Annotated in this window: 11 protein-coding genes; 6 read left to right on the top strand and 5 right to left on the bottom strand. The window is 65.4% G+C overall.

The window, feature by feature from the left end:
- Window positions 1-257: 257 nt before the first annotated feature.
- Window positions 258-677, bottom strand: coding sequence for a nuclear transport factor 2-like protein (locus ACZBJS_RS40775; protein WP_076824328.1), 420 nt, complete (start codon window positions 675-677; stop codon window positions 258-260).
- Between the two features lie 154 nt (window positions 678-831).
- Between ACZBJS_RS40775 and ACZBJS_RS40770 the strand changes: the two genes are divergently transcribed.
- Both ACZBJS_RS40770 and ACZBJS_RS40765 read left to right on the top strand, forming a co-directional pair.
- Window positions 832-2094 carry an amidohydrolase family protein gene (locus ACZBJS_RS40770; RefSeq protein WP_463440196.1) on the top strand — a complete coding sequence of 421 codons (1263 nt, stop codon included), beginning with the start codon at window positions 832-834 and terminating at the stop codon, window positions 2092-2094.
- A gap of 237 nt (window positions 2095-2331) precedes the next feature.
- On the top strand, window positions 2332-3546 hold the full coding sequence (locus tag ACZBJS_RS40765; protein WP_463440195.1) for a mandelate racemase/muconate lactonizing enzyme family protein: 1215 nt from the start codon (window positions 2332-2334) through the stop codon (window positions 3544-3546).
- 192 nt (window positions 3547-3738) lie between these two features.
- Here ACZBJS_RS40765 and ACZBJS_RS40760 read toward each other — a convergent pair whose 3' ends face one another.
- From ACZBJS_RS40760 to ACZBJS_RS40750, 3 genes are all read right to left on the bottom strand, one after another.
- Entirely contained in the window at window positions 3739-4974 is a 1236-nt protein-coding gene (locus ACZBJS_RS40760; protein WP_168858915.1) for an ABC transporter substrate-binding protein, read from the bottom strand.
- Between the two features lie 347 nt (window positions 4975-5321).
- On the bottom strand, window positions 5322-7361 hold the full coding sequence (locus ACZBJS_RS40755; RefSeq protein ID WP_463440194.1) for a hydantoinase/oxoprolinase family protein: 2040 nt from the start codon (window positions 7359-7361) through the stop codon (window positions 5322-5324).
- Window positions 7362-7368: 7 nt separating this feature from the next.
- Window positions 7369-9021 (bottom strand): hydantoinase B/oxoprolinase family protein, encoded by a 1653-nt coding sequence (locus ACZBJS_RS40750; RefSeq protein ID WP_168858917.1) that lies wholly within the window; start codon window positions 9019-9021, stop codon window positions 7369-7371.
- 266 nt (window positions 9022-9287) lie between these two features.
- Here ACZBJS_RS40750 and ACZBJS_RS40745 point away from each other — a divergent pair, with 266 nt between their 5' ends.
- The 4 genes from ACZBJS_RS40745 to ACZBJS_RS40730 are packed head-to-tail and all read left to right on the top strand — an operon-like array spanning window position 9288 to window position 12510.
- Complete coding sequence (locus ACZBJS_RS40745; protein WP_463440193.1) at window positions 9288-9755, top strand: DUF305 domain-containing protein; 468 nt, start codon at window positions 9288-9290, stop codon at window positions 9753-9755.
- A gap of 12 nt (window positions 9756-9767) precedes the next feature.
- The gene (locus ACZBJS_RS40740) at window positions 9768-11225 is read left to right on the top strand and encodes a YncE family protein (RefSeq protein ID WP_463440192.1); all 1458 of its coding nucleotides are present in this window, start codon (window positions 9768-9770) and stop codon (window positions 11223-11225) included.
- Window positions 11222-11749 carry a sigma-70 family RNA polymerase sigma factor gene (locus ACZBJS_RS40735; RefSeq protein WP_463440191.1) on the top strand — a complete coding sequence of 176 codons (528 nt, stop codon included), beginning with the start codon at window positions 11222-11224 and terminating at the stop codon, window positions 11747-11749. The genes ACZBJS_RS40740 and ACZBJS_RS40735 overlap by 4 nt, the downstream gene beginning before the upstream one ends.
- Window positions 11746-12510, top strand: coding sequence for an anti-sigma factor family protein (locus ACZBJS_RS40730; RefSeq protein WP_463440190.1), 765 nt, complete (start codon window positions 11746-11748; stop codon window positions 12508-12510). Before ACZBJS_RS40735 ends, ACZBJS_RS40730 begins: the two co-directional genes overlap by 4 nt.
- Window positions 12511-12523: 13 nt before the next feature.
- Here the strand turns inward: ACZBJS_RS40730 and ACZBJS_RS40725 are convergent.
- Window positions 12524-12717: hypothetical protein (locus ACZBJS_RS40725; protein ID WP_463440189.1), on the bottom strand; the 194-nt coding region annotated here is incomplete at its 5' end.

Raw genomic sequence — 12717 nt, 5'->3', positions numbered from 1 at the left:
CGATATCGCATGCTCGGCCCTCTGTGTCTCGACAATCAGAAAAGACCGATTTGCCTCGGTCCTGCCGAGCATGCACCGCGACACAGTGAATCATTCCCCGGACACCCCTGCCGCCTGCGGGGAGAGGTCGGATCGCATCGCAGATGCGATCCGGGTGAGGGGGTACAGGTCTATCCGCGGCCGATACTCGCGGATGCAGCCCCTCACCCCGACCCTCTCCCCGCAAGAGCGGCGCGAGGGAGAAGTGGCACCGCTTCCTACGCCTCGATCCCCCGCTGCATCAAAATCCGCTCGGCGCTGTCGTTCCAGACGTCCATCTTGACGATCTGCCCGCCCCGCACCACGAAGCGATCGACATAACGGTTGCCTTCGAACGGCGTGCCGTCGGTCCATTCGCCGTAGAGCGTGCCGACGCTGTAGACGACGGTCTCGTCCGTGCCGGGGCAGACATCGAAGCGGTCCATCTTCTTCTTCACCCAGCGATAGCGCTTCGCGTTGAAGCCGGTCGGCCCGCGCGGATGGTCGAATTTGCGCCCGCCGGTGAAGGTGATCACCGTGCCCGGCTTCATATAGGCCGCAGCCGCATCCGGATCGGGGATCATCGACGCCGTCAAATAGGCCTCGACGATCTCGGCATCGGACATCGGACGGGCATCGGCTTTGGCGGGTGCGGACATGGCGGGCCTCCGGGGATAATCAGGACTCTACAATCTGCCCGCCAAAGTGTATGCATATTTTTTAGACAATCGTACCATAAAACTGCACACAATCTGGTGCTGCCGGATCCTCGCCCCTCCGCTAGGCTGAAACCATCCTGATGTTTGCTCGCCGATGATCGCGAAACCTGCCTTCGACCTCGTCTTCCGCAATGCCGTGACGCGCAGCTCCGCCGCCGCGGTCGATATCGGCATCGCCGGCGGCAGGATCGCCGCGATCGCGCCGCGCCTCGTGTGCGAGGCGGTCGAAGTCGACCTCAACGGCCGGCTGGCGTTGCCCGGCTTCGTCGACACCCATATCCATCTCGACAAGGCCTGCCTGCTCGGCCGCTGCGGCCACGATCACGCCAGCCTCGGCGAGGCGATCCGCGCGGTGTCGGCGATGAAGCGCGACTTCACGGTCGAGGATGTCTTTGCGCGCGGCTCAAAAGTGATCGAGCGCGCAATCACGGCGGGCACCACGCGGATGCGGACGCATGTCGAGATCGACCCGAGGATCGGGCTGCGCGGCTTCGAGGCGGTCAAGGCCTTGAAACGCGACTATGCCTGGGCGCTCGACCTCTCGCTCTGCGCCTTTCCGCAAGAGGGCCTGACCAACGATCCCGGCGCCGACGAGCTCTTGGTCGCGGCGCTCAACGACGGTGCCGAGGCGGTCGGCGGCTGCCCCTATGTCGACAGCGATCCGAACGCGCATATCGCACGCATCTTCGACCTCGCGCAGGAGTTCGATGTCGACGTCGACCTGCATCTCGATTTCGACCTCGATCCCTCCTGGTGGCACATGGAGGAGGTCTGCCGGCAGACCGAGCGGCGCAACTATCATGGGCGCGTCGCCATCGGGCACGCCACCAAACTCTCCGCGCTGCCGCCTGATCGGTTGAAGAAAGCCGGCGCTCGGCTCGCCGAGGCCGGTGTCGCGGTCACCGTGCTGCCGGCGACCGATCTCTATCTGATGGGCCGCGACGCCACCCACAACGCGCCGCGTGGGCTGACCGCCGCGCACCGGCTCGTCGCCGATGGCGTGCTGTGCTCGGTCGCGACCAACAATGTGCAAAATCCCTTCACGCCGTTCGGCGATGCTTCGCTGCTGCGGATGGCCAATCTCTACGCCAATGCGGCGCATGCCGGGATCGGCGAGTTCGACGCCTGCCTCGATCTCGTCACCGATCTGCCGGCGCGGCTGATGAACCTGAAGGATTACGGCATTGCGGTCGGCAACCCCGCCGACATCGTCGTGCTCGATACCGACAGCGGAACCAACGCCATCGCCGAGCTGCCCGACGTGCTGATGGGCTTCAAGCACGGCCGCAAGACCTTCGAACGGCAAAGGCCGACATTGTTCCGGCCTGACACCGAGATGTTTGTCCCGTCATCCTGAGGCGCGAGCTCTTGCGAGCCTCGAAGGATGCACGGCCCCGCGAGATCCATGCGGAAAGAGCCGGGCCGTCGCCCTTCGAGACGCGCGCAAGAGCGCGCTCCTCAGGGTGACGGTGAACGAAGAGGCGAGTGCCGCCTTGCCAATACGCATTGTCGCCTTGCCCTGGCGCGAATTGACGCGTCCGCCGATCCGTTGTTGGTATCCCGCCAACAGCAACAAACAACCGGGCAGGAAACCATGAGCAAATCCACCACAATCAAAAGCGTCGAGACGCTCGCCTGCGATGCCGGCTGGCGGAATTATCACTTCGTCAAGGTGACGACGACGGACGGGCTGGTCGGCTGGAGCGAATATGACGAGGGCTTCGGCGCGCCCGGCGTGACGGCGGCGATCGAGCGGCTGTCGGCGCGGGTGGTCGGCAAGAACGCGTTCGAGCACGAGCGGATCCATGTCGAGCTGTTCGCCGCGACGCGCCCTGCCGCCGGCGGCGTGGTGGCGCTGGCGCTCGGGGCGATCGAGAACGCGCTGCTCGACGTCAAGGCCAAGGCGCTCGGCGTGCCCTGCTACGACCTGCTCGGCGGCAAGATCCGCGACCGCGTGCGGGTCTACTGGTCGCATTGCGCGACCTGGCGCATCAATCATCCCGACTGGTACAAGCCGGCGATCACTGATCTCGACGGCGTCAAGGCGATCGGGGCCGAAGTGCGCGAGAAGAAATTCACGGCGATGAAGACCAACATCTTCGTCTATACCGACGGCAAGCCGCAAGGCTGGCGCCCCGGCTTCGGCTCGCCGTTCCAGCCCGAGATCAATATCGACCGCACCGTGCTGCGCAATCTCTGCATGCACCTGGAGGCGATCCGCGACGGCGCGGGGCCGGATGTCGATCTCCTGCTCGACCTCAACTTTAACGCCAAGACCGAGGGCTATCTCAAGATCCTGCGCGCGATCGAGAAGATGGACATGTTCTGGGTCGAGATCGACACCTTCAACCCGCAGGCGCTCGGCTACATCCGCCGCCAGAGCCCGCACCCGATCTCATCCTGCGAGACGCTGCTCGGCCTGCGCGAGTTCCTGCCCTATTTCACCGAGCAGGCGATGGACGTCGCGATCATCGACACGCCGTGGAACGGGGTCTGGCAGTCGATGAAGGTCGCCGCCGCCGCCGAGCATTTCGAGGTCAACGTCGCGCCGCATAATTTCTACGGCCACCTCTGCACCATGATGAACGCGCATTTCTGCGCCGCAGTGCCGAACCTGCGCATCATGGAGACGGACATCGATCGCCTGGCCTGGGACCACGCGCTGTTCACCCACGTGCCTGAATTCGTCGACGGCCATCTGGTGATCCCGGATCGCCCGGGCTGGGGCACCGAGCCGAACGAGGAAGGCCTGCGCGCGCACCCGCCGAAGAACAAGGGCGGGCTGCTGAATTATGGATTGAAGAAGTAGGCGTTTGTTGCGCCGGCCCACACCCCATCGTCGTCCCGGCGAAGGCCGGGACCCATAACCACCGCTGCCTGGTGTGTAAGGGATTATCGCCCCAGCAGAGCAAAACAATGCGCAGTTGGGGTAATGAGTCCCGGCCCCCCGTGCGCAATTGCGCACTAGGCCGGGACGACGCATGACCCAACTCAACGGCCCTCAATTATCCTCGCGCACCGCCGTGAACGCGCTGTCGATCACGTCGCCGATCGGCTGCCAGGCATTGCCGTCGAACTGCACCAGCCGCATCTGCTTGATCGGGCGGAAGTCCTTCGGTCCGGTGTTGATCACGATCCCGGGCAGCGCGATCGGGCTCTGGTAATCCTTCAGCGACGCGGCCTGCCGCATGATGTTCTCGCGCGACAGATCGTCGCCGCACTGGCGCAGCACCTGCATCAGCGTATCGGCGGCGGCGTAGCCGAACACGGCGTAGATGTCGTCCTTATCGCCGTCGGGATAATACTTGTCCATGAAGGCGAGCCACGCCTTGATCTGCGGATCGTCCTTCCAGGAGGCATCGCCGGCATCCTTGAGGAACGAGGTCGAGATCACGCCGAGCGAATTCTGCAGGCCTGCCGGCCGCAAGGCGCTGGCGATCGAGGCCGACGCATTGTCGAGGATGAACACCGGATGCCAGTCGAGGTCCGCGGCGACGCGGATCGCGCGCGCCGCGATCGCCGGCGCGCCGTCGAACACCAGGATGTCGGCGCCGGAGTTCTTCAAAATTCCGATCTGGTTCTGGATCGCGGTCTCCGATGCATCGAAGGCGAGATCGGCGACGATCATGCCGGCGGTGTCGCCGAGCCCCTCCTGCAATCCCTTGAACAGGTCGCGGCCGAACTGGTCGTTCTGCCAGAGCACCGCGATCTTGCGCGAGGGATAGGCGGCCTGGATGTAATTGGCGTAGATCCGCCCCTCGGCGCGGAAGGTCGGCTGCCAGCCCATGGTCCAGGGAAAGGTCGCAGGATGCGCCCATGCCTCGTCGCCGGAAGCGACGAACAGCTGCGGGACCTTGTTCTCGTTGAGGTACTTCCGGACCGCGAGGTTGCTCGGCGTGCCGAACGAGCCGAACATCAACAGCACATCCTGCTTCTCGACGAGATCGCGGGTCTGCTCCATCGCGATCTTCGGATTGGAGCTGTCATCGACCGAGACGAACCTGACCTTGCGGCCGTTGATGCCGCCATGCTCGTTGACCATGTCGAAATAGGCCGCCTCCGCCCGCCCGATGGTCGCGAACGCGGCGAGCGGCCCGGTATAGGGCATGACGTTGCCGATGCGGATCTCGTTGCCGGCCGCCGCCGTCTGCGCCAGCTGCGCGCGCAACGGCGCCGCCGCGAGGACAGCTGCGAGGACGAGGGATATCGAAAGCGCAGTTTGTCTTTTTGTTTGCATCAACATCGCCACAAACGCGCCGGCACCAGGCCGGCGCTCCTCCCGAGCGAGCGGAGTTTATCGCCCAAGCCAATGCCGGAAAAATGAAATGTTGATGGCGGAGGCAGGCCTTCTTTCACCTCCCCCGCAAGCGCAGGGCAATCGCATATGGCAGCGAAAAGCTTGGCGGCGCTATTTCCACATCGTCATGGCCGGGCTTGTCCCGGCCATCCACGTCTTTTTCGCGCGGAAACCAAGACGTGGATGCCCGGCACAAGGCCGGGCATGACGAGTCTGTGGAGGGATCGAGCGCACATGCGATAGCCCTGCCCGCAAGCGGGAGAGGGAGTGCAGTTCCGACTTGACGATCAGCGCAATATTATATCGAGCCAGCCCAGCGGGTTGACCGCGACGCGGTCGCCGCTGTCGACCAGGACGGTCGTGGTTTCGGCCTCAATGATCGCGGGACCGGCCAGCGCTTGGGCCGGCCCGAGATCGTCGAGCGCGTAGACCGGCACCTCGCGCCAGGCACCGAACCAGGCCTGCCGCTTGCCGCGCGGCGCGCAGGGCGCAGCCGAGCTGGCCTTTCTGGCATCACTGCTGCCGCGCGCCACCTTGCCGACGGCGGCAACTCGGGCGTTGACGAACACCACCTCCTGCCCGCGCGAGGCATAGGTGTAGAGCTCCTCGTGGCGGCGATGGAAGCGTTCCTCGATCTGCGCCACCAGGTCGGCGGCGCCGAGATCGAGCTCGCCGAGCGGCACGTCGATCTCGAACACCTGCTCGCCGTAGCGCATCTCGGCCGAGCGCTCGATGCCGATATCGCCCTTGAACCAGTCGCGCAGCCGCCCCGCCGCCTGCTCTTCCAGCCCGGCGAACAAGGCGCGAACCTCGTCGGCGGAAATCCGGCCGGTGCCGTAATGGGTGCGGCTGACCTCGTAGCGCAGATCGCTGGTCAGCATGCCCCAGGCCGAAAGCACAGAGGCGACCGTCGGCACGATGATGCGCTTGATCTCGAGCTCGCGCGCAACCTCGGCGGCGTGCATGCCGGCGGCGCCGCCGAAGCTGAGCAGCGCGAATTTGCGCGGATCGACGCCGCGGCGCAAGGTCATCAGGCGGATGCCGTCGGCCATCTTCAGATTGATCATCTTGTAGATGCCGGCGGCGGCCTCGATCCGCGACAGCTCGAGCGCTGCGGCGATCCGGTCCACCGCGGCTTCCGACGCCGCACGGTCGAGCGGCCGCGCGCCGCCCATGAAGGCGGCGGCGTCGAGATAACCGAGCACGACATTGGCATCGGTGACGGTGGCAGCCGTGCCGCCATTGCCGTAGCAGGCCGGTCCCGGCACCGAGCCCGCGCTCTCCGGCCCGACCCGCAGCGTGCGGCCGCCGTCGACGCTCGCGATCGAGCCGCCGCCGGCGGCGATGCTGGCGATGTCGAGGCTGCGCAGCGCGATGCGCTGGCCGGCGAGCATGCCATCCGCCGACAGCGAGGCCTGGCCATCTGCGATCAGCGAGATGTCGGTCGAGGTGCCGCCCATGTCGAACGGCACGAGATCGGGGATCCCGAGCATCTCGGCGCAGCGGCGGCTGCCGGAGATGCCGCCGGCCGGCCCCGACAGCACCGTGCCCGCGGCGAGCCGCGAGGCTTCCTCCACCGGCGCCATGCCGCCATGCGACAGCACGACGAACAGCGAGCCCTTGAAGCCCGCCTCATGCAGGCTACGCTCCAGATTGGTGAGATAGCGTCGCACCGTCGGCGCGACATAAGCGTTCACGATTGTGGTCGAGACACGCTCATATTCCTTGATCTGCGGCAGTACGTCGCTCGAGCGCGACACGCTGACGTCGGGCAGCTCCTTCGCCAGTTGCTCGACGGCGGCAAGCTCATGCGCCGGGTTGAGATAGGCATGCAGAAAGCAGACCGCGACGGAATTCGCACCCGAACGTTTCACTTCCGCGATGACGTCGCCGAGCGCGGCGGCATCGAGCGCAACCGCAGCGCTGCCGTCGGCCTTCAGCCGCTCGCGCGCGCCAAAGCGGCGCTCGCGCGGCACCAGCGGCTCGGGCGGCGGCGTGCGCAGATCGTAGCGGTCCGGCTTCAACCCCTCGCGCATCTCGACGACGTCGCGATGACCTTCGGTGGTCAGCAGCGCAACTTTGGCGCCCTTGCGCTCGAGCAGCGCATTGGTCGCAACCGTCGTGCCGTGCACCAGGCGATCGGTCGCGGCGAGCATCGCCGCGCGCGTCACGCCGAGGCGGCGCGCCAGCTCTTCCAGTCCCGCCATCACGCCGATCGACTGATCGGCCGGCGTGGACGGCGATTTCGCGAACACGGTGCGCCCGCTTTGATCCGTCGCAACCAGGTCGGTGTAAGTGCCGCCGACGTCGACCCCAATCGTATACATCGCTGCCCTACACCGCTTTCGAAACCAAACCTTGCGCAAGATCGCGCGCCCGCGCTTCCGCCGAGCGCTTCTCGGGTGGACCCCAGCCGCCGCCGCCGGAGGACCGGATCTCGAGGCAGTCGCCGGGGCGCAGCTCGATGCCGACTTCCTTCGTCTTCAACACGCGCGGCGCGCGGCCTTCCGAGAGCAGCCGGTAATGATGCGGCTCGCCGTCCTTGCCGCCGAGCATGCCGCAGGGACCATGGCGCGCGCCGTCGCCGGCGGTGTTGCCCTTGGCCGGCTTCTGCGTCTCCAGCACCATGTCGAGCGCGACGCCAAGCCCGCCGCGATGCTGGCCGTCGCCGCCGGAGTCCGGCCGGAATTCGTGCTGGCGGAAATGCAGGGGAAAGCGCACCTCGGCCACCTCGATGCTGCCGAATTTGAGACCGCCGACCGAGTGCCATTCGCCGATCGACGAATAACCGTCGCCGCCCGGCGAGGCGCCGCCGCCGGGCCGAGCCTGGAACATGTGCCAGATGAAATTGCGTCCGTTGCGCGGGTCCTCGCCCTGGATCGCGATGCGGAAGCGGCGCCCCCACCCGCCCATGACGCGATCTGGACAGGACGCCGACATCGCCTTGATGATGGCTTCAACGATCTCGTTGGAGGGATGGCTGGTGCACAAGGTGACGGGACGGCCGGGATCGGCCCAGACAATCGTGCCCTGCTTCGCCACCACCTTCAGCGGCCGCAGCGCGCCGGTGTTCTTCGGAATGTCGGCGTCGATCAGATAGGCAAAGGCCATCGCGACCGCTGCCTGCATGTTGGCGTGTGACGAATTGACGAAACTGGTCGACTGCGGATCGGAGCCGGTGAGATCGACCTCGATGTCGCTGCCCTTCTTGGTCACCTTGGCGGCGATCTTGATGTCGGTGCGGCCGTGGCCGTCATCGTCGAGCAGAGCTTCGCCGTAGAACACGCCGTCCTTCCAGGCGGACACCACGGCGCGGGTCTGCTGCTCGGTCGCATCGAGAATGGCCTCGATCGCGGCTTCGACCGTCTCCGCGCCGAACTCGCTGAACAGTTTTGCGACACGGCGCTCGCCGAGATGCGCAGCGCCCAGCATCGCGGCGAGGTCGCCGCGGAATTCCCTGGGGTTGCGGATGTTCAAAGCCAGCAGGTCGAGCAGATCCTCGCGCGGCTTGCCGGCCTCGTAGAGCTTGATCGGCGGAATGCGGATGCCTTCCTGATAGATCTCGGTGGCGGCTGGATTGTAGGCGCCGTGGGTGGCGCCGCCGATATCGCTCTGATGCGCGCGCACGATGGTCCAGAGCAGCCGCTTGCCACCGTCGAACACCGGCACGAAGGCAGTGAGATCGGGCAGATGGCTGCCGCCCTGGTAGGGATCGTTGAGCAGGATGACGTCGCCGGGCGCGACATCCTTGAAGCGCTCCTCGACCGCCAGCGTCGCCCAGGGCAAGGCGCCGACATGAACCGGAATGTGGTCGGCCTGCGCGATCAGCCGCCCGTTGGTGTCGCAGATCGCCAGCGAGAAATCGCGGCTGGAATTGAGGATCTGCGAATACGAGGTGCGAAGCATGGCTTCGCCCATCTCCTTCACGATCGACGACAGGCGGTGCTGGACGACGGAGCGGGTGATCGGATCGATCTTGGCGGACATTTTGGCCTTCTTGGCGCGAGGATTTGCGCAGGGAGGATGGTGGAACCGGTCGATCGAAACCGGAATTCCTTCTTATAGCCAGTGGCTTGCGGATCGCAAATCGGCTGCCCCGGCCGAAACGGATCATTCCGGCGATCAGCAAGTCGTGATCGACAAGAATCTGCCTGACGACGGAATAGAACTCACGCTGCTGCGTCCCACCCATGCAAGCCGGCCCAAGCCCGTAACCGCTCGGGCCTCCCCGACAACTCCCAGGGTGAACGCAAATGCTTCCTCGATTCCTTAAGTCCGGCCTCGCGCCGCTCGCCGGCGCCGCCCTGCTTGCTTTTGCAGTTGCGGCGGCTGCTTTCGCGCATGACGACCATCATCCGGTCCAGACCGGGCAGACGGCCGAAGAGAGCGCCTTCCTTGCTGAAAACGATACCGCGATGACCAAGATGATGAATGACATGGCGGCCAAGCCGAGCGGCGACATCGACCGCGACTTCGTCGCGATGATGCAGCCGCATCATCAGGGCGCGATCGACATGGCCGTAATCGAGCTCCGCTACGGCAAGAACGAGCAGCTGCGCCGGATCGCGCAGGAAATCATCGTCGAGCAGCAGCAGGAGATCGACGCCATGAAGCTCGCGATCGGAGATCCGGTTACGGCGTCCGCGCCCGCCCCAACACAGCAGACCCCGGCGCCTGCCGCTCACGATCATATGAACATGTCCCACGGAATGAAGAACTAGGAGCCTCAAACGATGAACCGTCAAATCCTCAAGAGCCTGCTGGCCACGACCGTGCTGGCGATGTCGAGCCCTGCTTTCGCCGGACAGGCGCCGGGCGCTGCGTCCGCGCCCGACATTCCGGTCAGCCATCACGATCGCGTCTACGCCGCCGAGCAGTTCTCCAACACGGTGTCGGTCACCGACCCGGCCGACAACAAGCTGCTCGGCGTGATCCGGCTCGGCGACCCGCAGCCGGGCAATTTCAGCCCGCTCTACAAGGGCCAGGTGCTGGTCCACGGCATGGGCTATTCGCCCGACCACCGCACCCTCGCGGTGGTCTCGATCGGTTCGAACTCGGTGAGCTTCATCGACACGGCAACCAACGCGGTCAAGCACGTCACCTATATCGGGCGGTCACCGCACGAGGCGTTCTTCACGCCCGACGGCAAGGAAGTATGGGTCACCGTGCGCGGCGAGAATTACATCTCGGTCATCGACGCGCAGAGCTTCAAGGAAACGACGCGCATCGAGGTGCCCGCGGGACCCGGCATGCAGATCTTCTCGCCCGACGGCAAGTACGGCTACATCTGTTCGTCGTTCAATCCGGAGACCGACGTGGTCTCGGTCGCAGACCATCAGATCGTCGCCAAGGTGAAGCAGGAAAGCCCGTTCTGCCCGAACATCGCGGCGTCGCCCGATGGCGACCAGGTCTGGTTCACGCTGAAGGATGTCGGCAGGACGCAGGTGTTCAACGCCAAGCCGCCGTTCAACCTGATCAAGACCATCGACAGCGGCCCGATCACCAACCACGTCAATTTCGCCAGTACCTCAAAGGGGACCTTCGCCTATGTGACCATCGGCGGCACCAACGAGGTCAAGGTGTTCCGAACCGGCGATTTCTCGCAAGTCGCGACCATTCCCGTCGGCAATCTGCCGCACGGCGTCTGGCCGTCCGGCGACGGCACGCGGGTCTATGTCGGTCTCGAAAATGCCGACGCGCTGGCCGCGATCGACACCGCGACCAATAAGGTGATCGCCAATATCCCGATCGGCCAGGCGCCGCAGGCGATCGTCTATGTGCCGAACGCCGCGCCAAATCCGGAAGATCGCCAGAACCTGCAGGCCCTCGGCGTCGCCGGCCAGGCCGCTCACCTCGCGCTCGCACCGAAAAAGCAAGCCAAGGACGAGAAGCCGCCGACCAGCGTATCGCTGTTCGATCAAGGCCTGATCCAGGTGCTGCAGGCTTCCGTGACCGGGCTCGAGCCGAAGCAGCGCTACGTGCTGGGATTGGCCGAACACGCTGACGGTGGCGGCATGGTGGAGCCGCTGGCAGCCTTCATGACCAATCCGGCCGGCTCCGCGATCGTCAACGCGGCCGGTCCGATCCGGCAGATCGTGCAGAGCGCGGCCAGGGCGGAGCGACGCTACCTCGTCATCGTAGCCGGCGAGCCGGCGAAACTCGGCGCGGTCGTCCAGGTCCAAGCGCCATGAGCGACATGCTGCACCTGGTCGAGCCGCTGATACCCGCCTTGCGGCGGTATGCGCGGGCCCTGGTCCGCGATCACGCCGCGGCCGACGACCTGGTGCAGGATTGCCTGGAACGCGCCGTCATTCACTGGGAGCAGCGGCGGTCGGACAATCCGCGCCCGTGGCTGTTCGCGATCCTGCATAATCTCGCCATCAACCAGTTTCGCCGCGCAACGGTGCGCGGCGTTCATGTCGCGATCGACGAAACCAACGAGGATGCATTCGGCCAGGAAGCGGCGCAGGAGCACAAGGTAATGTATCGCGATGTCACGGCGAAGCTCGCCAGGCTTCCGCATGACCAGCGTGCGGTGCTGCTGCTCGTCGGCGTTGAGGATTTGTCCTACGCCGATGCCGCGAAGGTGCTTGGGGTGCCCATTGGCACGGTGATGTCACGCCTCGCGCGCGCCCGCGAGCGGCTGCATCACGAACTGGAGGGGACTCCCGGCGACCGGGATCATAATGTCGTGCAATTGCGGAACAAGACATGAGCAACCGACCCATTACAGAAGACGATCTGCACGCCTATGTCGATCGCGCGCTCGAGCCGGAACGCGAGGCCGAGGTCCGTGCCTATCTGGACAAGCATCCGGACGTGGCCAAGCGCATCGCCGCCTACTCCGATGAGCGTAACCTCTTGCGATCGGCGCTGCTGCCGATCGCCGAGGAGCCGCTGCCCCCGCGGCTCAACCTCGCCAGGATGATCGAGAGCCCGCGCCGCCGCCCCTCGTCGTTGCGCTGGGCCATCGCAGCGATGCTGATGCTCTCGATCGGCGGCCTCGGTGGATGGATGATCCGCGGCGTAACGCTTGCGCCGGCCGGCGGGCTCGAAGCGCTTGCCGAGGAGGCCAGCGATTCCTACAAGGTGTACGCCTCCGACCACACAAGGCCGGTGGAGCTGCGTGACAGCACGGAACTTGCAGCGTGGGTTTCCAGCCGATTGCGCCAGCCGGTCAAGCTGCCTGATCTGAGCAAGTCCGGATACCGTTTCATGGGCGGACGCGTGGTGCCGACTGCGCACGGTCCTGCGGCCATGTTCATGTACGACGACGATCGCGGCGAGCGGCTTGTGGTTCTCACCCGCCCGATGACGTCAGACCAGAACGCGCCGATGGCCGCGCATTCGGGTGGCGACGTCGCGGGCTTCTCGTGGGCCGACGGCGGTACGGGCTACTCCCTGGTGGGGCCGCGCTGGGGCGATTCCCTGCGGCCGCTTGCCAACGAGATTCGCAAGCAGGCGCAGACGATCTGATCGGAACGGCGCGCTAAAGCATGATCCGGAAAAGTGCGAAGCGGTTTTCCGAAAAGATCATGCTCAAACAAAGAGCCAAGGCGCGATGACGATTCAACCCAATCTCATCGCGCTTTAGTCTTACTGTGTCATAAGTGGATCGGCGGGTCGCGCCCTTTGATGAGCCGGATGCAGCAAGGACACCTTTGCATGCGGCCGAGGAGCGCG

This window comes from Bradyrhizobium sp. KZN70725 (assembly GCF_055264925.1).
The sequence above is the reverse complement of the archived record's forward strand: the minus strand, read 5'-3'. Positions and strand labels throughout refer to the sequence as shown.